Raw genomic sequence first — 20,426 nt, 5'->3', positions numbered from 1 at the left:
GGTCGGATCCATGACGAAGTGGGAGTACCAGGTAGCGCCCGTCCTCAACCACGCGGCGACGCAGATCCTCAACAACTTCGGTGCCGACGGGTGGGAGCTGGTCACGATCATCCCGAGCCCGACCGGCAACGACATCGCCTACTTCAAGCGTCCGACCGAGGGCTGATCACGATGGTCGCCATGGGTGTCGAGGGTCGTCTCGAGGAGCTCGGGCTGACCATCCCGGACGTCGTGCCGCCGGTGGCGGCGTACGTCCCCGCCGTCGTGTCCGGCTCCTACGTCTACACGGCCGGTCAGCTGCCGATGCGCTCCGGTGAGCTTCTGGCGACCGGCAAGGTCGGTGGCGAGGTGACGCCCGAGGTGGCGGCCGAGTGTGCGCAGCAGTGCGCGCTCAACGCCATCGCGGCGATCCGATCGGTCGTCTCCGCGGGCTCGAGCGCCATCAGCCTGGACCGCGTGCGGATCGTGAAGGTCGTCGTGTTCGTGGCCTCGACGCCCGACTTCACCGGTCAGCCGGCCGTCGCCAACGGTGCGTCCCTGCTGTTCGGTGAGGCCTTCGGCGAGCACGGCGTGCACGCGCGGTCGGCGGTCGGCGTACCTGTGCTGCCGCTGGACGCCCCCGTCGAGGTCGAGGTGATCGCCGAGATCCTGCCGTGAGGATCCCGATCCCGCCGGTGCCGTTGCCGGCCGAGGTGGCCGCGCACGCGCTGCGGTACGCCGACGGCGAGCTCACTCCCGTCGAGCCGCGCAACGCGGCGACGGTGATCGTGCTCCGGCAGGGCGCGTCCGGTCCGGAGGCGTACCTGCTGCGCCGGCAGCTGACGATGGACTTCGCCTCCGGGATGGCGGTCTTCCCCGGCGGAGGGGTCGACCCGCGTGACCATGCGGTCGACGCCAACCTGTGGGCCGGTCCGACGCCGGCCGAGTGGGCCGCGCGGCTGGGCTGCTCCGAGGCCGACGCGACCTCGCTGGTGTGCGCGGCCGTGCGCGAGACGTTCGAGGAGTCGGGCGTCCTGCTGGCCGGTCCGTCGGCGTCCGAGGTCGTGGCCGACACCACCGGTGACGACTGGGAGGCCGACCGCGTCGCCCTCGAGGGTCGCTCGCTGTCGCTGACCGATCTGCTGACCCGGCGTGGGCTGGTGCTGCGCACCGACCTGCTCGGTGTGTGGACCGCCTGGCTGACACCGGAGTTCGAGCCGAAGCGCTACCGGACCTGGTTCTTCGCCGCCGAGCTGCCCGCCGGACAGCGCACCCGCGACGTCTCCTCGGAGTCGTCGTCGGTGCTGTGGCTCTCGGTTGCGGAGGCCGTCGCCCAGGTGGAGGCGGGAGAGCTGGCGATGATGCCGCCGACGTACCTCACCTGCCTCGAGCTGTCCCAGCACTCGTCCGTCGCCTCGGTGCTGGCGGTCGCCGCCGAGCGGTCGGTGGAGATGTTCATGCCCGAGGTGATCGAGGTCGACCCGTCGACAGGCTCGGGGACCGGCTGGACGCTGTCGATGCCGCCAGCGGTGCGGGGGCTGGTGGCCGCTCGGAGATCGTCATGACCGCGCCGTGGACCGGCGGGTCGTTCGGGCCGCACGAGTGCGTGCTCGCGCCGAACGCCAACATGATGACGCTGGACGGCACCAACACCTGGATCCTCCGCGAGGAGGGTTCCGAGCGGTCGGTCGTCATCGACCCCGGTCCGTTGGACGACGGTCACCTGTCGGCTGTTGCTGCCGCGGCCGGTGACGTCCAGGCCGTGCTGCTGACCCACGGCCACCTCGACCACTCCGAGGGGGCGCGCGCGTTCGCGGAGCGGGTCGGGTGCGGCGTACGCGCGCTCGATCCGGCTCACCGTCTGGGCGGCGAGGGCCTCGGTGACGGCGACATCGTCGGGGTCGGCGACCTCGAGGTCCACGTGATCGGTACGCCGGGCCACACCAGCGACTCGCTGTCGTTCTGGCTGCCCGCCGACCGCGCCGTGCTGACCGGCGACACCGTGCTCGGCCGGGGGACCACGGTCGTCGCACACCCCGATGGCCAGCTCGGTGCCTACCTCGACTCGCTGGACCGGCTGCACGCCCTCGCCGACCGGCAGGACGCGGCCGCGATCTGGCCGGGCCACGGTCCGGTGCTCGGCGACGCGCTCGCCGTCCTCGACTTCTACATCGCCCACCGCCGCGACCGTCTGGCCCAGGTCGAGGCTGCCCTGTCCGTCGTGCCGCCCGCTCCGGAGGAGACGTTCCCGTGGCGGGTCGTCGAGCACGTCTACCGCGACGTCGACCCGATCCTCTGGCCCGCGGCCGAGCTGTCGGTGCGGGCGCAGCTCGCCTATCTCGCTGCCCGTTGAGCTGTAGGGACTATGGGCCAATTGGCCCATAGTCCGTAGCGGGTCGGTCAGTGGGTCCGGCGGCAGTCTCGCCACGTGACCGCGACGCCGACCCCTGCCGCGGCTGGCACGCGCGCGGGTCACCTCTGGGCGGGCGTCGCGTACGGCGCTCGCTGGGGTGACGACTGCCTACCTGACGGCGTCGAGCGTGGCCGGCGCGCGATGACCTATGCCTGGGGCGTCTGCTTGGCCTTCGGGCTGGCGATCTGGGCGGTCATCGGCGCCAGCCAACTGTTCCACCGGATCCTCTGATCGCGGACCCACGATCGGCGATGACCTCACTCACACGTGAGTGAGGTGGCGTCGGGTGCCCGCCGCGCAGACGCCGCAAGAGCGGCCAGCCCGATGGGCGAGCGAGGAACCTCGCGAACGACAACGGCTCCCTTCCGCCCATGCGTGCGCATCAGCGGAGGGAGCCGGTGGTGGCTGATCAGGCTTTCGGTGATCGAGCAAGTCTCCCGGTGATCGAGCCTGTCGAGATTCAGCGCGCGCGGCGCGCCATCCGCTCCATGTCCATGATCACGACCGAGCGCGGCTCGAGCCGCAGCCAGCCGCGGGAGGCGAAGTCGGCGAGCGCCTTGTTGACCGTCTCGCGGGAGGCGCCGACCAGCTGGGCGAGCTCCTCCTGCGTCAGGTCGTGGTGGACGTGCACGCCGTCGTCGGCGGTGCGGCCGAAGCGGTCGGCCAGGTCGAGCAGCGCCTTGGCGACACGGCCGGGCACGTCGGAGAAGACCAGGTCGGCCACGACGTCGTTGGCCTTGCGCAGGCGGCCGGCGAGCTGGGAGAGGAGGCCACGGGCGACGGCCGGACGGCCCTCGAGCCAGCGCAGCAGGTCCTCGTGGGAGAGCGAGGCGAAGTCGGCGTCGGTGACGGCAGTGACGGTCGCGGAGCGCGGACCCGGGTCGAACAGCGAGAGCTCGCCGAACATCTGGCCGGGGCCCATGATCGCGAGCAGGTTCTCGCGGCCGTCGGAGGACGTGCGGCCGAGCTTCACCTTGCCGTCGAGGACGACGTACAGCTTGTCGCCGCTGTCTCCCTCGTGGAACAGCACCTCACCGCGACGCAGGTGCGTCTCGCCCATCGACGAACGGAGGGCCGTCATCGCCTCGTCGTCCAAGGCGGTGAAGAGCGGCGCCTGCCGGAGAACGTCGTTGTCCACGTTTCCTCCAAGTCGTACGACGTCGCGTCCCGGCCCCCTTGTGGAGCCCGCCACACACAACGTCCCGCCGCATCCTAACCAGTGAGGTGGACCACACCTACTCAACACGGCTCCAACACGGCCGATCCAGCGGTGCCGCGGGCGTCGGTGTCGCCCCGTAGGGTGGCGCTGTGCGGCCGATCGACACCTCTGAGGAGACGCCGACCCAGTTGGTGCGACGTGCTCGCAAGATCAACCGGGTGCTCGCGGAGACCTATCCCGACGCCAAGGCCGAGCTCGACTTCGACGACGCGTTCCAGTGCCTGGTCGTCACGGTGCTCTCGGCGCAGACGACCGACAAGCGGGTCAACGCCGTACGACCGAGGCTGTTCGCCGCCTATCCCGACCCGGCTGCGATGGCGGCGGCCGACCGCGCCCACCTCGAGCAGATCGTCGGACCGCTCGGCTTCTTCCGGGCCAAGACCGACAACCTGCTCAAGCTCGCGGCCGCGCTGGTCGAGAGGTACGACGGGCAGGTGCCCGGCCGCCTCGAGGACCTCGTCACGCTGCCAGGCGTCGGCCGCAAGACCGCCAACGTGGTGCTCGGCAACGCCTTCGACGTCCCCGGCATCACCGTCGACACCCACTTCGGGCGACTCGCCCGCCGCCTGGGCTGGACCGCGGAGACCGACCCGGTCAAGGTCGAGCACGCCATCGGCGCGCTCTTCCCACGGTCCGAATGGGTGTTGCTCAGCCACCACCTGATCTGGCACGGCCGACGGATCTGCCACGCCAAGAAGGCCGCCTGCGGTGCGTGCCCGGTCGCCCGGTGGTGCCCGTCGTACGGCGTCGGCCCGACCGACCCGGCCGAGGCCGAGAAGCTGGTCCGGACCGAGGGTCCCAACTGATGCGCCACAGACTCTCCGCCGCGGGCTTCGCCCTGGTCGCGGCCTCGGTCCTGCTCTCGGCCTGTAACGCGACGCCGGGCGCCAGCGCCTGCAACGTGTCGGTCAACAGCGCCGAGCTGGTCCACCAGCGGCAGGCCGTCGGTGTCGCCGACTGCTCGAAGCTCACCGGTGCCAGCTCTCGCCTCCCCGCGGTAGAGGTCGCGTGCCTGGGTAGTGCCGAGAAGGTGGCGCTCGACCAGATCAAGGGCCCCGCGATCATCAACTTCTGGGGCTCCAACTGCCACGCGTGCATCAAGGAGATGCCCGCGCTCGCCGCGTTCGACAAGGCGTACGGCGACCAGGTGCAGATCATCGGCGTCGACTACGCCGACACCTATCCCGGGGCTGCCCTCCAGCTGGCCCAGCAGACCGGCGTGCACTACCCGTCGCTGGCCGACCCGTGTGCCCACCTCGCCGGCTCCAGCCTGCGGATCCCCGGGGGCCTGCCCTTCTTCTACTTCGTCCGGGCCGATGGCTCGGTGACGACGAAGCCGGTTCTCGGTGGGCTGACCTCGCTCGCTCAGGTCAAGGCGCTCGCAGAGAAGAACCTCGGCATCACCCTCGAGGCCGCCTCGTGAGCGGCCATCCCGCCTGGCTGCGCGAGGTCATCGATGGCGCGGCCCGGATCCGCGGCGAGGACCTCACCAAGTTCCTGCCCCCCGAGGGGGCGGACTCGCGACGTGGCGCGGTGCTGATGCTGCTCGCCGAGGGTCCCGATGGCCCCGACGTCGTGCTCACCGAGCGTGCCCACGACATGCGCTCCCACCCCGGCCAGGTCTCCTTCCCCGGCGGCAGCCTCGACCCGGGGGAGACCCCCGTCGAGGCGGCCCTGCGCGAGAGCGAGGAGGAGATCGGCGTCCTGCCCGCAGGCGTCGAGGTCGTCGGCCGGCTGCCGGAGCTGTGGCTGCCGCCGTCGAACTTCGCCGTGACGCCGGTGATCGGCTTCTGGCGCGAGGAGTCGCCGATCGTGGTGGCCTCCCCGCAGGAGGTGCACGCGATCCATCGCGTCTCGATCAAGGAGCTGGTCGCTCCCGAGCACCGCATCCAGGCGCGTCATCCCGCCGGCTTCATCGGCCCGGGCTTCCTCATCGGCGACGACAAGGACGTCATCCTGTGGGGGTTCACGGGCGGGATCCTGACCCGGTTCCTGGACTTCATCGGCTGGCTCCCACCGGTGGACGACCCGCCCGTGCATGATCTGCCGGAATACATGTTGGCCGAGTACGTACGACGGGAGGGGGACCGATGAACCTGCTCGACTGGCTCCTCGTCCTCATCGTCCTGGCGTACGCCCTCTCGGGCTACTGGCAGGGCTTCATCACCGGCGCCTTCGCCACGGTCGGCCTGCTGACCGGCGGCCTGTTCGGGATCTGGCTGGCGCCGACCGTCCTGCGCAGCGCCGAGCCCTCCATCTGGGTCTCGCTCGGGGCGCTGTTCATCGTGATCCTGTGCGCGTCGCTGGGCCAGGCCCTGATGCAGTACGTCGGCGCGAAGGTCCGCGACAAGATCACCTGGCGCCCGGCCCGGGTCCTGGACGCCCTCGGTGGCGCCGTGCTCTCCGCGGCCGCGGTGCTCCTCGTCGCCTGGGCGCTGGGCGTCGCGATCAGTGGCACCCGGATCGGCCCGATCACCTCGCTGGTGCGCAACTCCGCCGTGCTGGCGAGGGTCGACGGCGCGCTGCCGCCGGCGGCGCCGCGGGCGCTGCAGGCGTTCAACAACGTGGTCGGCACGGGCTTCTTCCCGCGTTACCTCGAGCCCTTCGCACCCGAGCGGATCGTCAAGGTCGGCCCCGGCCCCAAGTGGCTGCGCACCGACCCCGACGTGCTCGGCGCGCGGGGCGCCATCGTCAAGATCCGCGGGGCCAACTCCTGTGGCCGCGGCGTCGAGGGCTCCGGCTTCGTCTACGCCCCCGGCAAGGTGATGACCAACGCCCACGTCGTCGCGGGCGTCCACGACCCCGAGATCCAGATCGACGGCGAGACCGAGCTCGCCCGGGTCGTCCACTACGACCCCCAGACCGACATCGCGGTGCTCGACGTCGACACCCACTCCATCACGCCGCTGAAGTTCGCCGTGGGCGAGCACGCGGCCTCCGAGGGCGACCCGCTCGCCGTCGTCGGCTACCCGCAGGACGGCCCGTTCGACGTCCAGCCGGCTCGTGTCCGCAGTGCGCCCACCCTGCGCTCGCCGGACATCTACGGCGACGGCACGGTCCTGCGGAAGGTGTTCTCGCTGCGTGGCCTGGTGCGGCCCGGCAACTCCGGCGGCCCGCTCGTGACGCCGACCGGCGCCGTCGCCGGCGTCGTGTTCGCCGCCTCGGTCACCGACAACGACACCGGCTACGCCCTCACCGCCGAGGAGGTCGCCGACGCCGCCCGCGAGGGTCGCGCCGAGGACGCCGAGGTGTCCACCGGCGCCTGCGCCGGGTAGGGCGCCGACGACCGGATCGGCGTACGGCATTGTGTGGGCCATGTACCCCGCCTACCCCGCGCCGAGTGACAAGGCGCTGCGCCTCTACGACGAGATGAAGGCCTTCATGGCCGAGGAGGTCTTCCCGGCCGAGGCGGCGTACGACCGCTTCCGCGCCGAGGCCGCGCCCGGTGACCACACGGTCCCGCCGGTCCTCGAGGAGCTCAAGGCCAGCGCGAGGCGTCGCGGCCTGTGGAACGCCTTCCTGCCGAGCGAGTCCGGCCTCACCCAGCTGGAGTACGCCGGCATCGCCGAGCTCTCCGGCTGGTCGGTGGAGCTGGCCCCGGAGGCGATCAACTCCCAGGCGCCGGACACCGGCAACATGGAGCTGCTGCACCTCGTCGGCACCGACGCGCAGAAGCAGGAGTGGCTCGAGCCGCTGCTGAGCGGTGAGATCCGCAGCGCGTTCGCGATGACCGAGCCGGCGGTGGCCTCCTCGGACGCGACCAACATCGAGACCCGGATCGTGCGCGACGGCGACGAGTACGTCATCAACGGCCGCAAGTGGTGGATCTCCGGCGCGGCCGACCCGCGCTGCAAGGTGCTGATCCTGATGGGCAAGACCGACCCGGACGCCCCCACCCACCGCCAGCAGTCGATGATCATCGTCCCGGTCGACACCCCCGGCGTACGCATCGAGCGGTCCTACCCGGTCTTCGGACGCCAGGACCAGCACGGCCACTGCGTCATCTCCTTCGAGGACGCCCGCGTCCCGCTGGCCAACCTGCTCGGCGAGGAGGGCGGCGGCTTCGCGGCGGCCCAGATGCGGCTCGGCCCCGGCCGCATCCACCACGTGATGCGTGCGCTCGGTGCCGGCGAGCGAGCGCTGGCGATGATGGTGCAGCGCGTCCAGCAGCGCACGGCCTTCGGCAAGACCCTCGCCGAGCAGTCCTCGGTCCGGGAGAAGATCGCCGAGTCGCGCATCGAGCTCGACCAGGCGCGGGCGCTGTGCCAGCACGCGGCGTACGTCGTCGACAGCGAGGGCAACAAGGCCGCCCGCCACCTGATCTCCGAGGCCAAGGTCGCGGTGCCGCGTGCGGTCTGCAACGTCATCGACCGCGCCATCCAGGTGCACGGTGCCGCCGGCGTCAGTGACGCGACGGTGCTGTCGGCGCTCTACGGCTGGCACCGCGCGATGCGGCTCTTCGACGGCCCCGACGAGGTCCACCTCGGCGCCCTCGGCCGCGCAGAGCTGATGCGCGAGCCGTTGTTCGCCCTGCCCGAGACGATCCACAGCCAGTTCCGCCTGGAGGAGGCCCGATGAGCGCCGTCACCTACGCGTACGCCGACGGCGTCGCCCGCATCACCCTCGCCGAGCCCGATCGCGGCAACCCGATCCACCCGGCCGGCGTGGACGAGCTGCTCGCCGCCGCGCAGCGGGCGCAGGCCGATGGGGCACGGGTGATCGTGCTGTCCGCCGACGGCCGCTTCTTCTCCGTCGGCGGCGATCTCGGCGCGTTCTCGCAGGCCGAGGACGTCGCCGGCTTCATCGACGGGCTCGCCGAGCAGCTGCACCGAGCGATCAGCGAGCTCGTCCGTGCCGACGCCATCGTGGTGACCGTCGTCCAGGGCACCGCGGCCGGTGCCGGCTTCCCCCTGGCCTGCGTCGGCGACATCGTCGTCGCCGCGGACACCGCGAAGTTCAGCCTCGCCTACACGAAGGTCGGCCTCTCGCCCGACGGCGGCAGCTCGCTGCTGGTCCACTCGCTCGGCCTGCACCGGATGCTGCGCTACGCCATCCTCGGCGACCTGGCCACCGCCCAGGAGCTGTACGACGCCGGCCTCGTCGCGCGCGTCGTCCCCGCCGCCGAGCTGACCGCCACCGTCGACGGCATCGTCGCCTCGCTCGTCGAGGGCTCCGCCCCTGCACTGGCCGCCGCCAAGCGGCTCATCCGCACGGCCGCCGAGACCTCACCGGAGAGCGTGATGCGTCGCGAGACGCTCTCGATCCGCGCGCTCGCCGCAGGCCCCGACGGGCGCGAGGGCGTGGCCGCGTTCGTGGCGAAGCGGGCGCCTCAGTTCGGCTGAAGCGCCTCGTCCGGTGCCGCCGCGTGCGGCACCGGGCAGCCGGGAGCGAACGTGCCGAGCTCGCTGAGCAGGTAGCCGTTGGGGTAGCTCTTCACGCGCGGCAGGTCGGCGACGTACGTCGGGGTGCGCCGGGACGGGGTGAACCGCAGGACCCGCGCACGGACGGCCATCACGGCCTTGGCCGTACGCCGGGCGCCGGCCCCCGGGTCGGCGTACGCGAACGCGTCGAGCAGCGGCCGGTCCATGAACGCCATGCTGAAGCGCCGGATCGGCCGACGGAGGACGCGCGGGTAGAACGTCGTCATCAGGTCGAGGGTCGCGTCGGCGACGCGCCGGCCGCCGGCGTCGTACCCGAAGTGAGCGCGCTCGTAGTCGTCCATGACGTGCATGAAGCCGTCGTAGGTCTCCGGGATGTCCTTGATGCCCATGCGCTGCCCGAGCGCGCGGTAGTAGCTCACCGTCGCGCGCAGCTCGCCCTCGGTGAGCCGCCGCCAGCCGTAGGTGTCGAGCCAGCGCTTGGGCACGACCACGAACGTGGACAGCGTGTAGAGCAGGTCGCCGTTGGAGATGTCGTACCTGCGGTGCATGGCGTTGATCCGGCGTACGGCGGTCCGGCCGGCCTCGCTGTCGAAGCCGTGCACGAACGGCGCCTCGAGCAGCAGCGCCGTGTCGTCGTAGCGCTTCTGGCAGTCCTGGGTGAACTGGCCCGTCTCGTCGAGCAGCCGGCCGATGGAGGGCACGGCGTACGTCCGGAACAGGGCGAAGCTGAGGGCCTGGGTGATGTCCCAGGTGAACTCGTAGAGCGCCAGGTTCTGGACGATCTCGATGTAGTCGGTGTCCGGGTCGAGCGCGTCGTTGCGCTTGCGCCACAGCGTCTTGGCCATGGCTCGCACGCTACTCCCCGATGACGCCCTGCGCCTTGGTCCAGGCCTTGTCGGCGTACGTCGTGATCAGCGAGGGGTCGTTGGAGGTGTCGATGGTGCTGACCGTGACGACGGTGCCGTGCAGCAGGGTCATCTGCGAGTCGATGTACATGTGGATCGTCTGACCGCTCGCGCTGACGGTGCCCTCCGCGTGGTAGCCGATCGCGTCGTCCGCGCCGTCGGGGACCGTGGTCAGGTCGCTGTCGAGGGTCATGTCGAAGCTGGTCCCGTCGGCGACGGTGCCGGTGACCTGCGTGCAGCTCGCGAGCTTGTCCTTGACGTTGCTGAAGACCGTGGCGAGCTCGCCGGCGTCCTGGTAGGAGGACACCTCCGAGGTCACCTGCGGGAGGCCGCTGGACGGCTCGAAGTCGTGGGACGCCTTGGCGACGCGGTGGCCGTCGATCGCGTCGGTCAGCTTGCCGATCTCGGCCAGGCAGCCGGGCGCGTCGCTCTCGGAGCTGTCGGCGGTGGACGTCGTCATCTTCCAGTCGGCGGGGACGTCGGCAGGCCCGAGCGCGGCCTGCTCGGCCTGGGCCTGGGTGAGCGGGGTGCCGGTCGTGGTGACCGTTCCACCACTGTCGGTCGTCGTGTTGCTGTGGCTGCCGAACGGGGAGGCGTCGGAGCCACCGCCGCCGCACCCTGTGACGAGGGTGGCGGACAGGGCGAGGACGGCGAGGGAGCTCAGGCGCGCAGTGCGGGTCATGGTGGTCACCTTCCCACGGCGGACGGCCGCTAACCCATGGCTGACTAGAACGTGTTCCAGTTAGCCTGTGCGTGTGGTCGACGTCTTCGCTCCTGCCCGTCTCGGTCCCGTCGAGCTGCGCAACCGCACGGTCAAGGCGGCCACCTTCGAGGGTCGTACGCCGGACGGGCTGGTCACCGACGAGCTCATCGCCTATCACCTGGCCCCTGCTCGCGGCGGCGTCGGCCTGACGACCGTGGCCTACCTGGCCGTCGCGCCCGAGGGTCGCACGCACCGTGAGGTGATCGTGGTGGGCGACCGTTCGGCCGCCGGCCTCGCCCGGCTGGCCGACGCCGTCCACGCGACCGGCGCGAAGATCGCGGCACAGGTGGGGCACGCGGGTCCGGTGGCGAACGGCCGCTCCAACGGCGTACCCGCCATCGCGGCGTCGCGGATGCCCAGCCCGCTCTCGATGCAGATGATCCGATCGGCCTCGGAGAAGGACCTGACCCGGGTGACGCGGGCCTACGTCTCCGCCGCGCGCACGCTCGTCGATGCCGGGTTCGACGTGCTCGAGCTGCACATGGCGCACTCCTACCTGATCTCGTCGTTCCTGGCGCCTGGCCTGAACCGACGCAGTGACCGCTGGGGTGGGTCGCTGGAGAACCGGGCGCGGCTGGCGCGCCAGGTCGCTCGCGCCGTACGCGAGGAGGTCGGCGCGGCCGCGGCGGTGACGGCCAAGATCTCGGTGTCCGACGGCTTCCGTGGGGGAGTGACGACCGAGGACGGCATCGCGTTCGCCCAGCTGCTCGAGGCCGACGGCCACCTGGACGCCCTGCAGCTCTCGGGCGGCTCGTCGCTGATGAACCCGATGTACCTCTTCCGCGGCGGCGCCCCCGTCGAGGAGTTCGCCGCGACCATGCCCGCGGTCGTGCGGTTCGGGATGAGGACGCCGGTCGGCCGCTCGTTCATGAAGGCCTACCCGTGGGAGGAGGCGTACTTCCGGCCCAAGTCGCTGGAGTTCCGCGCCGCCCTGACGATGCCGTTGATCTTCCTCGGCGGCGTCAACTCGACCGCCACCATGGAGCGCGCCATGGATGACGGCTTCGACTTCGTCGCCATGGGCCGCGCCCTCCTGCGTGAGCCCGACCTGGTCGCTCGGCTGGCGGCCGGTCGCGCGACCGAGGGCATCTGCATCCACTGCAACCGCTGCATGCCGACCATCTACTCCGGTACCCGCTGCCCCGAGTGGTCGGCCGAGCAGGTCATCCCGGTTCCTCCGGTCGTCCCGGCCTGAGGGCGCTCGTACGCCGCTCCCGGGCTGGTGTCGCTCCTGGTCGGTGTGGTTCCTGGTCGGTGTGGCTCCTGGTCGGTGTGGCGGCCGCGCTTAGCGCGCCGCTCCCCGCCGTCAAGGATCCTCGCTGCGCTCGGCCCGCTTCGCGGCGCCTTCGGCGTCCTTGACTGCGGGTCCCTGGAGGCGCGCTGGTGGCGCGGGTGTCGGCACGGCCTTCGGCCGCGCCGACGCGATGCGGCCGCCTTCGGCGGCCACATCGGTGTGTTCGTTGGGCCGTGTTCGACATTGTGGAGTTCTGGGGTCACCAGGTGGCTCTGGGACTCCACGATCTGGGTCTAGGGCCGGCGGTGGAACCGCCAGGCGCCGGTCGGCATCACCTCATGGGCCATGCGCGGGTCGTGGGCGACCTGGTGATGGTGACTGCAGAGGAGCACGCCGTCTTTGAGGTCGGTCTTCCCGCCGGCTGACCATGGATGTGAATGATGTGCTTCGCACCAGGTGGCGGGGATCGAGCAGCCCTCGGCCCGGCACTGCTTGTCGCGCAGGCGGAGGGCCTTGCGCTGGGAGGCGTTGAACAACCGCTGGGCCCTGCCCAGGTCGAGGACCTCGCCCTTGCCGCCGAGGACGACGGGGATGATCTTGGCGGTGCAGGCCAGGCGCCGGGCCTCGTCAGCGGTGATCCGGAGGTCGCCGTCGAGGGAGCCGATGACGCCGGCAGTGGCGAGGTCGCGCCGCAGGTCGTCGAGGCTGATGGTGACCATGGCCGTGGTGGCGTCGCCGCCGTGGTCGGGGAGCTTCTTGGGGTCGAGGTGCTCCAACAACGCACAGAACGCTTCGCCAAGACGACGACTCCGCGGGAGGCGCTCGCCGGTCGAGACCCGCGGTGAGGAGAACGCGTCGAGGTAGGTCTCCAGCCGCGCGGCGACGGCGTCGGGCACTTGGCCGACGATGCGGGTGATGCCGTCGCCGAGGCGCTTGAACCGGATCGAGGTCTTGACCCGGGCGGACCGTTCCTCGCGCTCCAACGCCTTTGCATCGGCCTCATCTGCGATCTCGGGCGCGACCACCGAAAGGATCCGATCGCCCAGCGTCCGCAGCTCACGCGGACCGAACTGACCGGCGAGCTCGACGAGGTGCTTCTCGGCACGACGGCGGGTGACCTGGTCGATCTCAGGGGGCAGCTTCTCCAGTGCGGTGACGATCACTTGGGCCTGCGCGCGGTTGACCGCGCCAGCACGCATGCTCGCCGCGACCTGGGAGCACTTCTCGTCGATCGCTTGGGCGAGCTTCATCTCGCTGTGGCAGGTGCGCGGGTCGAGGTGCGTCTCGTGGGCCAGCCACTGGCCTGCGTCGCGGACGCCGGTGTCCTGGGCGAGGTCCCCGGAGGCGGCGAGGACCCGCATCTCGGCCTCTTCGACCTGGGTTTTCAACGCTGCCAGCCCTCGCAACGCCGTGGCCTTGTCGCCCGGTGTCATGTAGATCGGCTCGACCGATGCGACCTCGTGGAAGGCTCGACGGGAGGTGTTCACCGCACGCAGCATCGGGTGCTCTGACACCGATGCTGCGGTCATGATGACTCCCGAGAAGGATGGCTTGATTTCTGCCTCAATAGTACGCCTGTTCGAACGATTCTTCAATGCAAGATTCGACCAAACGTGCAGGTCAGAGGCACTTTTCGCTGCCAGCGGAATTGGTTTCGATACGCCCTCGCCTAGCGGCTCGGGCTACTCAACCAACGGCCGGGAGGCGGCCGCATTGCGGCGGCGCGAGCGAAGCGAGCCGCCGCCCATCCGCGCCGCGATCCGAACGTCCGGGCCCCGCGGTCAAGGACGCCGTAGCGCCGCGGAGCGGGCCGAGCGAAGCGAGGATCCTGGACGGCGGGGGACGGTCGGATAAGCGCGGCCGCCAGTCGATGACGCGGAACACCGACCAGGAGCCACCGGCCACCCGGAACACCTTCCCCAAAGGTAGAACGTGTTCTAGATTCAGGGCATGTCCCAGGTGATCCCCGAGAAACCGCTGCGAGTCGTCGTCTGGTCGACGGGAACGATCGGACGGCACGCGATCGCGGGTGTCGATGCGCACCCCGACCTCGAGCTCATCGGTGTCTGGACCTCCACCAAGGACAAGGAGGGCAAGGACGCCGGCGAGCTCGCGGACCTCGGCCGGACCCTCGGCGTCGCAGCCACCACCGACCGCGACGCCCTGATCGCACTCCGCCCCGACTGCATCGTGCACGGCGCGATGACCGACGACCGGCTCTTCGAGTCGATCGAGGACCTGACCGGCTTCATCCGCGACGGCGTCAACGTCGTCTCCAGCGGCCCGGTGATCCTGGTCCACCCGCAGGGTGCCTTGCCGGACGACTTCATCGAGACGATCAACGAGGCGGGCAGGAGCGGCAACGCCAGCCTGCACGTCAACGGCATCGACCCCGGCTTCGCCAACGACGTGCTGCCGCTGGTGATGACCAGCCTCAGCCAGCGCATCGACCACATCCGGGTGAGCGAGATCGCGGACTACTCGACGTACTACCAGCCCGTGGTCATGCGGGACATCTACGGCTTCGGCCAGCCGATGGACGCCGAGCCGCTTCTCTGGCACGCAGGCATCCTCTCCAGCGCCTGGGGCCCGGTGGTCCGCGTGATCGCGGCCGGCCTCGGCGTCACCCTGGACGAGCCGCTGACCGAGGAGGTCGAGCGTCGCCCGGCGGCAAGCGACTCCAAGACCTACAGCCTCGACATCGCCGAGGGCACGATGGGCAGCGTCCGCTTCCGCGTCATCGGCAAGGTCGACGGCGTACCTCGCATCACCCTCGAGCACGTCACACGCACCGACGCCGAGAGCGACCCCGACTGGGCCACGCCCCTCGAGGGCGACGGCTGCTACCGCATCGAGATCACCGGCGAGCCCTGCATGAAGGTGGAGTTCACCCACCACGGCGAGAACGGCGACCACAACGTCTCCGGGATGATCGTCACGGCCCAACGGCTGATCAACGCCGTCCCCGCCGTCGTCGCGGCGAAGCCGGGTCTCGTCAGCCCGATCGACCTCCCCCTCATCACCGGCCGCGGGCTGGTCTCGACCAACGGAGCAGCATGAGCATCCTCGACCGCTTCAGCCTCACCGACCACGTCGCCGTCGTCACCGGAGCGGGCCGCGGCATCGGCGCAGCCACCGCGATCGCGCTCGCCGAGGCGGGCGCCGACGTGCTCATCTCGAGCCGCACCGAGAGCCAGCTCCAGGAGGTTGCCAAGAGGATCGAGGCGACCGGCCGACGGGCGGTCGTCGTACCGGCCAACCTGAGTCACACCGACGAGGTCGCGGCCCTGGCCGAGACGGCCTTCAACGAGTTCGGTCGCCTCGACATCGTCGTCAACAACGTCGGGGGCACGATCCCGAACGCGTTCCTCGACACCGACGTCGACTACCTGAGCGAGGCGTTCCACTTCAACGTCGCCACCGCCCACGCGCTGAGCCGCGCGGCGGTGCCGCTGATGCTCAAGTCCGCAGCGCCCGACAGGCAGAAGTCGATCACCAGCATCAGCTCGATGATGGGACGTACGGCGGCCCGCGGCTACCTCGCCTACGGCACCGCCAAGGCGGCGCTCGCGCACTGGAGCCGCCTCGCCGCGACCGACCTGTCGCCGCACATCCGCGTCAACGGCATCTACGTCGGCTCGGTGATGACGAGCGCGCTCGAGTTCGTGGCCGGCGTACCGGCGATGAAGGAGCAGATGGAGACGCGCACCCCGCTCGGCCGGATCGGTGAGGCCGAGGACATCGCGGCGGGCGTCGTCTACCTGTCCTCCCGGGCCGGTCAGTTCGTGACCGGCAAGCTGCTCGAGATCGACGGTGGCATCCAGGAGCCCAATCTGGACCTCGGGCTGCCAGACTTGCTGCCGTGATGCCGTCCGAGAGCTCCACCTCCAGCACGCCGACCGGCGCCGCCGTCTCGCCCGACTCCGGCGAGCACTGGGCGGCGGAGGGCGCGTGGCAGGTGGCCGATGGCATCCACCGCATCCCGCTGCCGCTGCCGATGGACGGCCTCAAGGCCGTCAACGTGTACGTCGTCGAGGGCGACGACGGGCTCACCCTGGTCGACGGTGGCTGGGCGATCCCGGTCGCTCGCGAGATCCTCGAGCGCAGCCTGAAGTCCCTCGACGCCGGCTTCGGCGACATCAAGCGGTTCCTGGTCACCCACGTCCACCGCGACCACTACACGATGGCGGCCGTCCTCGGCGGAGAGTACGGCGCCGAGGTGGCGCTCGGCCGCGAGGAGGAGCCCGCGCTCCACCTGCTCAACAACATCGACGACCTCGACGACAACCCGTTCATCCCGATGCTCATCACGGCCGGCGCGCACGACGTCGCCGACATGTGGCGCCAAGGCGCCCGTGACGTGCCCGACCCGGTCCAGTGGCGCTACCCCGACATCTGGCTCGAGGGCGACACCCGCTTCGACATCGGCACTCGCACCCTCGACGCGGTGCACACACCCGGGCACACCCCGGGCCACTACGTGTACGCCGACCGCGCCGACGGTCTCCTCTTCGCCGGTGACCACGTGCTCCCCACGATCACGCCGTCGATCGGCTTCACCGTGCCGGCGGTCGACGGCACGCTCGCCGACTTCATGGCCTCGCTGGCCAAGGTCCGCGCGCTGCCCGACCTCCGCATCCTGCCCGCGCACGGCCCGGTCGCGCCGTCGAGCCACGCCCGTGTCGACGAGCTGCTGGTGCACCACGAGACCCGGCTCGACCAGTCCTTCGCCTCGGTCCGTGGCCGCGGGGACGTGACGGCCGAGATGGTCGCGAACGACCTCGGCTGGACCCGCCACGAGCGGGCCTACCGGGACCTCGACCCCTTCAACCAGGGCATGGCGGCCATGGAGACCAAGGCCCATCTGGATCTGCTCGTGTCGCGCGGCCAGGCCGCGGTCGACGTACGCGAGGGGACGAGCTGGTACCGGCCCGCCACGGAGGCCGCCGCCGACCTAGACTGAGCGACCTACGACAGGGGAGCCCCGCGAGGGGCTGAGAGTGCGGATCCGCCGCAGACCCTCTGAACCTGGCCGGTGTCCTCGCCGGCGAAGGGAGTCCACCGTGAAGCTCGTCCGCTCCGCCACCGCACTCGTGGCCGTTGCCGCGCTCGCCTCCGCCTGCGGCGGCCACAGCACGCCGGCCGCCAAGGACACCGCGAGCGGCTCCTCCGCGCCCGCCACCGGCAAGGTCGTGCTGGTCACCCACGACTCCTTCGACCTGCCCAAGAAGCTGGTCGCGAAGTTCGAGAAGCAGTCGGGCATCACGCTCGTCGTCACCCCGTCGGGCGACGGTGGCGAGCTCGCCAGCAAGCTCCAGCTCACCAAGGACGACCCGATCGGCGATGCGGCGTACGGCATCGACAACACCTTCCAGGCGGCCGTGACCGACGCCGGTGTCTTCGACGGCGACCTGACCCCGATCGACAACGGCTATGTCTGCGTCAACGTCGACGACGCCTGGTTCAAGGCCCACCACGAGACCGCGCCGACCAGCCTCGACGACCTGGTCAAGCCGGCGTACAAGAACCTCTTCGTCACCCCCGGCGCGACCACGAGCAGCCCCGGCATGGCGTTCCTCATCGCCACGATCGCCACGTACGGCGACGGTTGGAAGGACTACTGGACCAAGCTGGTCGCCAACGGCGTGAAGGTCGACAAGGGGTGGACCGAGGCCTTCGAGCGCGACTACAGCTACAGCGGCGGCGACCGCCCGATCGTGCTCAGCTACAACACCGACCCGTCGTACACCGTGAAGAAGGGCAAGACCTCCACGAGCGCCCTGCTCGACACCTGCGTGGCGCAGACGGAGTACGCCGGCGTGCTGGCCGGTGCGAAGAACCCCGCGGCCGCGAAGCGGGTCGTCGAGTGGCTCGCGAGCGCGCCCGTGCAGAAGGTCCTGCCGACCAGCATGTACGTCTACCCGGTGCTCGACGGCACGAAGCTGCCGGCCGAGTGGACGAAGTTCGCCCAGGTCCCGACCCAGCCGCTGGAGGTCTCGCCGGAGGACATCGCGGCGCACCGCCGCGAGTGGACCACCGACTGGACCGACATCATCTCCCAGTGAGCCGAGCGCGCCCCCGGCTCCGCCGCGCCGCGGGCTTCGCCGGCCTCGCGGTCGTTCCGACCGCGGTGCTGGCGGTGTTCTTCGCGCTGCCGGTCGGAGGCATGCTCGCGCGGATCGACGGGCCCGCCTGGTCGATCCTGGACGACCCGCGGACCCATCGCGTCGTCTGGTTCACGGTGTGGGTGAGCGCGGTCGCGACGGCCGGCTCGGTCGCGCTCGGGTTGCCGGCGGCGTACGTCACCCACCGCCTGCGGTTCCCCGGCCGGGGCCTGGTCCGTGCCGCGCTGCTGGTGCCGTTCGTGCTGCCGACCGTGGTCGTCGGCCTGGCGGTCGGACGCCTGATCGAGACGGGCACCGTCCCGGCGATCCTGGCCGGGCTGGTCTTCTTCAACGTCGCCGTCGTGATCCGGACGGTCGGCGTCGCGTGGGAGTCGCTGGACCGCCGTCCCGCCGAGGCCGCGGCCGCCCTCGGGGCGTCCCCGGCCAGGGTCTTCCGCACCGTCACCATGCCGGCCCTGCGACCGGCGATCGTCTCCGCAGCCGCGGTCGTCTTCCTGTTCTGCGCCACGGGGTTCGGCGTGATCCTGACGCTGGGCGGCCTGCGCTACTCCTCGGTCGAGACCGAGATCTACCTGCTGACCACCGGCGGCATCACCGGCTTCCCCGAGATCGGTGCGGCCGCGGTCCTCTCGGTGCTCCAGATCGTCGCGGTGGTGCTGCTCCTGGTCATCGCCGGGCGCCTGCACGCCACCGCCGACCCGACCGTACGCCGGCAGCCCGCGACGCCTGCGCGACCGCGATGGCGCGACGTGCCGGTGCTCGTGGTCACCGCGGCGACGCTGGCCGCCCTGGCCACCCCCATCGTCGGTCTCGTGCTGGCCTCGCTGCGCCGCGACGGGCACTGGACGCTGGCCTACTACCGCTCGCTGCAGGACGACGGCGGTGGCCTGGTGCGGGTCCCGATCACCGAGGCGCTGGCCAACTCGCTGCGGGTCGCCGCGCTCGCCGTCGCCCTCTCCCTCGCACTCGGGCTGCTCGTCTCGATCCTGGTCACCCGCCGGTCGCGGGGTCGGGTCGAGCGGCGGATCCGCACGGTCTTCGACGGGCTGTTCATGCTTCCCCTGGGCGTCTCGGCGGTGACCGTCGGGTTCGGCTTCCTGATCACCCTCGACCACCCGCCCGTCGACCTGCGCGGGAGCGCGCTGCTGGTGCCGATCGCGCAGGCGCTGGTGGCGCTCCCGCTCGTCGTACGCATCCTGGTGCCGGTGCTGCACGGCATCGACGACCGCCAGCGCCAGGCGGCCGCCTCGCTCGGTGCCTCGCCGTTGCGCGCGGTCTGGAGCGTCGACGTACCCACCCTCTGGCGGCCGCTGCTCGCCGCCGCCGGCTTCGCCTTCGCGGTCTCCCTGGGGGAGTTCGGCGCGACCAGCTTCCTGGTCCGGCCCGAGGCCCCGACGCTGCCCGTCGTCATCTACCGCCTGATCGGCAGCCCGGGCCAGCTCAACTACGGTGCGGCCATGGCTGCCTCGGTGATCCTCGCGGCGACCGCGACCCTTGCGGTCCTCCTCGTCGAGCGCCTGCGCGTGCCGGGGATGGGCTCGCTGTGACCCTCTCCGTCTCCCACGTGGGCGTCGACGTCGGCGTACCTCCCGTCCGCGCGGTCGACGCCGTCGACCTCGAGGTCGCCGACGGCGAGATCCTCGCCGTGCTCGGCCCGTCCGGCTGCGGCAAGTCCACGCTCCTGCGCGCGGTCGCGGGCCTCGAGCCGCTCGCCACCGGCACCATCGCCTGGGACGGCAGCGACCTCGCCGGCACCCCGACCCACCGCCGCGGCTTCGCGCTGATGTTCCAGGACGGCCAGCTCTTCGACCACCTCACCGTCGCCCGCAACGTCGGCTACGCCCAGCGCCTGCGCGGCGTACGACGCGGGGCCGCCAGGTCCAGGGCCGAGGAGCTGCTCGACCTCGTCGGTCTCCAGGGGTACGCCGACCGGCTCCCGCGCACCCTCTCCGGGGGCGAGCGTCAGCGGGTGGCGCTGGCCCGCGCCCTGGCCGCCGAGCCGCGGCTGCTGCTGCTCGACGAGCCGCTCAGCGCTCTCGACGCCGAGCTCCGCGTCCGCCTGGCCGCCGACCTACGCAGCATCCTGCGCACGGCCGGCACCACCGCGCTGATGGTCACCCACGACCAGTCCGAGGCGTACGCCGTGGCCGACCGGCTCGCCCTCATGCGCGCCGGCCGCGTCGTCCAGCAGGGCGCGGTGGCCGACGTCCTCCAGCACCCCGTCGACGAGGAGACCGCGCGCTTCCTCGGGGAGCCGAAGGTGCTCGAGGGCGAGGCGGCCCGGCGGGTGGCCGAGCTGGTGGGGCTGCCCGGATCCCCCGACCGGCTGGCGCTCCGGGGTGACGCATCCGGCATCGCCGTGCTGCCCGTTCGCTGACCGGCTGCCACCTGGGTGCCGTTAAGGTTG

General features: G+C 71.3%; 22 protein-coding genes. 18 read left to right on the top strand and 4 right to left on the bottom strand.

Annotated features, from left to right (window positions below; genetic code table 11):
• The first annotated feature begins 10 nt into the window (after positions 1–10).
• The 5 genes from ACYVJ3_RS03065 to ACYVJ3_RS03045 all read left to right on the top strand — a co-directional run bounded on the left by ACYVJ3_RS03065 (position 11) and on the right by ACYVJ3_RS03045 (position 2,623).
• Entirely contained in the window at positions 11–166 is a 156-nt protein-coding gene (locus tag ACYVJ3_RS03065) for a DUF4177 domain-containing protein (RefSeq protein ID WP_460851013.1), read from the top strand.
• 14 nt (positions 167–180) lie between these two features.
• Positions 181–657, top strand: coding sequence for a RidA family protein (locus tag ACYVJ3_RS03060; protein WP_460851012.1), 477 nt, complete (start codon positions 181–183; stop codon positions 655–657).
• On the top strand, positions 654–1,544 hold the full coding sequence (locus tag ACYVJ3_RS03055; protein ID WP_460851011.1) for an NUDIX hydrolase: 891 nt from the start codon (positions 654–656) through the stop codon (positions 1,542–1,544). The genes ACYVJ3_RS03060 and ACYVJ3_RS03055 overlap by 4 nt, the downstream gene beginning before the upstream one ends.
• Complete coding sequence (locus ACYVJ3_RS03050) at positions 1,541–2,332, top strand: MBL fold metallo-hydrolase (protein WP_460851010.1); 792 nt, start codon at positions 1,541–1,543, stop codon at positions 2,330–2,332. The genes ACYVJ3_RS03055 and ACYVJ3_RS03050 overlap by 4 nt, the downstream gene beginning before the upstream one ends.
• A gap of 75 nt (positions 2,333–2,407) precedes the next feature.
• Positions 2,408–2,623, top strand: a complete 216-nt coding sequence (locus tag ACYVJ3_RS03045) for a hypothetical protein (RefSeq protein WP_460851009.1) — start codon at positions 2,408–2,410, stop codon at positions 2,621–2,623.
• Between the two features lie 229 nt (positions 2,624–2,852).
• On the opposite strand, the gene ACYVJ3_RS03040 is transcribed toward ACYVJ3_RS03045, so the two are convergent.
• Positions 2,853–3,530, bottom strand: coding sequence for a Crp/Fnr family transcriptional regulator (locus tag ACYVJ3_RS03040; RefSeq protein ID WP_460851008.1), 678 nt, complete (start codon positions 3,528–3,530; stop codon positions 2,853–2,855).
• Between the two features lie 170 nt (positions 3,531–3,700).
• On the opposite strand from ACYVJ3_RS03040, the gene nth reads away from it, so the two are divergent.
• The 6 genes from nth to ACYVJ3_RS03010 are packed head-to-tail and all read left to right on the top strand — an operon-like array spanning position 3,701 to position 8,953.
• Positions 3,701–4,417, top strand: a complete 717-nt coding sequence (gene nth / locus ACYVJ3_RS03035) for an endonuclease III (RefSeq protein WP_460851007.1) — start codon at positions 3,701–3,703, stop codon at positions 4,415–4,417.
• Positions 4,417–5,034: a TlpA disulfide reductase family protein gene (locus ACYVJ3_RS03030; RefSeq protein WP_460851006.1), complete on the top strand. Its 618-nt coding sequence runs from the start codon at positions 4,417–4,419 to the stop codon at positions 5,032–5,034. The genes nth and ACYVJ3_RS03030 overlap by 1 nt, the downstream gene beginning before the upstream one ends.
• Positions 5,031–5,705: an NUDIX hydrolase gene (locus ACYVJ3_RS03025; RefSeq protein WP_460851005.1), complete on the top strand. Its 675-nt coding sequence runs from the start codon at positions 5,031–5,033 to the stop codon at positions 5,703–5,705. The genes ACYVJ3_RS03030 and ACYVJ3_RS03025 overlap by 4 nt, the downstream gene beginning before the upstream one ends.
• Positions 5,702–6,886: a MarP family serine protease gene (locus ACYVJ3_RS03020; RefSeq protein ID WP_460851004.1), complete on the top strand. Its 1,185-nt coding sequence runs from the start codon at positions 5,702–5,704 to the stop codon at positions 6,884–6,886. Before ACYVJ3_RS03025 ends, ACYVJ3_RS03020 begins: the two co-directional genes overlap by 4 nt.
• A 40-nt stretch (positions 6,887–6,926) precedes the next feature.
• On the top strand, positions 6,927–8,189 hold the full coding sequence (locus ACYVJ3_RS03015; RefSeq protein ID WP_460851003.1) for an acyl-CoA dehydrogenase family protein: 1,263 nt from the start codon (positions 6,927–6,929) through the stop codon (positions 8,187–8,189).
• Entirely contained in the window at positions 8,186–8,953 is a 768-nt protein-coding gene (locus tag ACYVJ3_RS03010; protein WP_460851001.1) for an enoyl-CoA hydratase/isomerase family protein, read from the top strand. The genes ACYVJ3_RS03015 and ACYVJ3_RS03010 overlap by 4 nt, the downstream gene beginning before the upstream one ends.
• Here the strand turns inward: ACYVJ3_RS03010 and ACYVJ3_RS03005 are convergent.
• Positions 8,941–9,837, bottom strand: a complete 897-nt coding sequence (locus ACYVJ3_RS03005; protein WP_460851000.1) for an oxygenase MpaB family protein — start codon at positions 9,835–9,837, stop codon at positions 8,941–8,943. The two genes, ACYVJ3_RS03010 and ACYVJ3_RS03005, sit on opposite strands and share 13 nt — an antisense overlap.
• Positions 9,838–9,847: 10 nt before the next feature.
• Positions 9,848–10,579 (bottom strand): hypothetical protein, encoded by a 732-nt coding sequence (locus ACYVJ3_RS03000; protein ID WP_460850999.1) that lies wholly within the window; start codon positions 10,577–10,579, stop codon positions 9,848–9,850.
• A 73-nt stretch (positions 10,580–10,652) separates the two neighbouring features.
• Between ACYVJ3_RS03000 and ACYVJ3_RS02995 the strand changes: the two genes are divergently transcribed.
• On the top strand, positions 10,653–11,855 hold the full coding sequence (locus tag ACYVJ3_RS02995; RefSeq protein ID WP_460850998.1) for an oxidoreductase: 1,203 nt from the start codon (positions 10,653–10,655) through the stop codon (positions 11,853–11,855).
• A gap of 332 nt (positions 11,856–12,187) precedes the next feature.
• On the opposite strand, the gene ACYVJ3_RS02990 is transcribed toward ACYVJ3_RS02995, so the two are convergent.
• Positions 12,188–13,423, bottom strand: coding sequence for an HNH endonuclease signature motif containing protein (locus ACYVJ3_RS02990; protein ID WP_460850997.1), 1,236 nt, complete (start codon positions 13,421–13,423; stop codon positions 12,188–12,190).
• A gap of 421 nt (positions 13,424–13,844) precedes the next feature.
• Here ACYVJ3_RS02990 and ACYVJ3_RS02985 point away from each other — a divergent pair, with 421 nt between their 5' ends.
• The 6 genes from ACYVJ3_RS02985 to ACYVJ3_RS02960 all read left to right on the top strand — a co-directional run bounded on the left by ACYVJ3_RS02985 (position 13,845) and on the right by ACYVJ3_RS02960 (position 20,396).
• Complete coding sequence (locus tag ACYVJ3_RS02985; protein ID WP_460850996.1) at positions 13,845–14,954, top strand: NAD(P)H-dependent amine dehydrogenase family protein; 1,110 nt, start codon at positions 13,845–13,847, stop codon at positions 14,952–14,954.
• Positions 14,951–15,760, top strand: a complete 810-nt coding sequence (locus ACYVJ3_RS02980) for an SDR family oxidoreductase (protein WP_460850995.1) — start codon at positions 14,951–14,953, stop codon at positions 15,758–15,760. The genes ACYVJ3_RS02985 and ACYVJ3_RS02980 overlap by 4 nt, the downstream gene beginning before the upstream one ends.
• Positions 15,760–16,857, top strand: a complete 1,098-nt coding sequence (locus tag ACYVJ3_RS02975) for an MBL fold metallo-hydrolase (RefSeq protein ID WP_460851101.1) — start codon at positions 15,760–15,762, stop codon at positions 16,855–16,857. Before ACYVJ3_RS02980 ends, ACYVJ3_RS02975 begins: the two co-directional genes overlap by 1 nt.
• Before the next feature lie 100 nt (positions 16,858–16,957).
• Complete coding sequence (locus ACYVJ3_RS02970) at positions 16,958–17,959, top strand: thiamine ABC transporter substrate-binding protein (RefSeq protein WP_460850994.1); 1,002 nt, start codon at positions 16,958–16,960, stop codon at positions 17,957–17,959.
• The gene (locus ACYVJ3_RS02965; RefSeq protein ID WP_460850993.1) at positions 17,956–19,566 is read left to right on the top strand and encodes an ABC transporter permease; all 1,611 of its coding nucleotides are present in this window, start codon (positions 17,956–17,958) and stop codon (positions 19,564–19,566) included. Before ACYVJ3_RS02970 ends, ACYVJ3_RS02965 begins: the two co-directional genes overlap by 4 nt.
• Positions 19,563–20,396: an ABC transporter ATP-binding protein gene (locus tag ACYVJ3_RS02960; protein WP_460850992.1), complete on the top strand. Its 834-nt coding sequence runs from the start codon at positions 19,563–19,565 to the stop codon at positions 20,394–20,396. The genes ACYVJ3_RS02965 and ACYVJ3_RS02960 overlap by 4 nt, the downstream gene beginning before the upstream one ends.
• Positions 20,397–20,426 lie beyond the last annotated feature (30 nt).

This window comes from Nocardioides montaniterrae, assembly GCF_054782655.1.
Note: the sequence above shows the minus strand (reverse complement) of the source record. Positions and strands in the feature narration are given on the sequence as shown.

Coding starts and splice junctions, on each gene's coding strand:
- ACYVJ3_RS03010 (WP_460851001.1), top strand. CDS start 8,186: ATGAGCGCCGTCACCTACGCGTACGCCGACGGCGTCGCCCGCATCACC.
- ACYVJ3_RS02990 (WP_460850997.1), bottom strand. CDS start 13,423: ATGACCGCAGCATCGGTGTCAGAGCACCCGATGCTGCGTGCGGTGAAC.
- ACYVJ3_RS03065 (WP_460851013.1), top strand. CDS start 11: ATGACGAAGTGGGAGTACCAGGTAGCGCCCGTCCTCAACCACGCGGCG.
- ACYVJ3_RS02985 (WP_460850996.1), top strand. CDS start 13,845: ATGTCCCAGGTGATCCCCGAGAAACCGCTGCGAGTCGTCGTCTGGTCG.
- ACYVJ3_RS03050 (WP_460851010.1), top strand. CDS start 1,541: ATGACCGCGCCGTGGACCGGCGGGTCGTTCGGGCCGCACGAGTGCGTG.
- ACYVJ3_RS03000 (WP_460850999.1), bottom strand. CDS start 10,579: ATGACCCGCACTGCGCGCCTGAGCTCCCTCGCCGTCCTCGCCCTGTCC.
- ACYVJ3_RS03015 (WP_460851003.1), top strand. CDS start 6,927: ATGTACCCCGCCTACCCCGCGCCGAGTGACAAGGCGCTGCGCCTCTAC.
- ACYVJ3_RS02975 (WP_460851101.1), top strand. CDS start 15,760: ATGCCGTCCGAGAGCTCCACCTCCAGCACGCCGACCGGCGCCGCCGTC.
- ACYVJ3_RS03020 (WP_460851004.1), top strand. CDS start 5,702: ATGAACCTGCTCGACTGGCTCCTCGTCCTCATCGTCCTGGCGTACGCC.
- ACYVJ3_RS03060 (WP_460851012.1), top strand. CDS start 181: ATGGGTGTCGAGGGTCGTCTCGAGGAGCTCGGGCTGACCATCCCGGAC.
- ACYVJ3_RS03030 (WP_460851006.1), top strand. CDS start 4,417: ATGCGCCACAGACTCTCCGCCGCGGGCTTCGCCCTGGTCGCGGCCTCG.
- ACYVJ3_RS03005 (WP_460851000.1), bottom strand. CDS start 9,837: ATGGCCAAGACGCTGTGGCGCAAGCGCAACGACGCGCTCGACCCGGAC.
- ACYVJ3_RS02980 (WP_460850995.1), top strand. CDS start 14,951: ATGAGCATCCTCGACCGCTTCAGCCTCACCGACCACGTCGCCGTCGTC.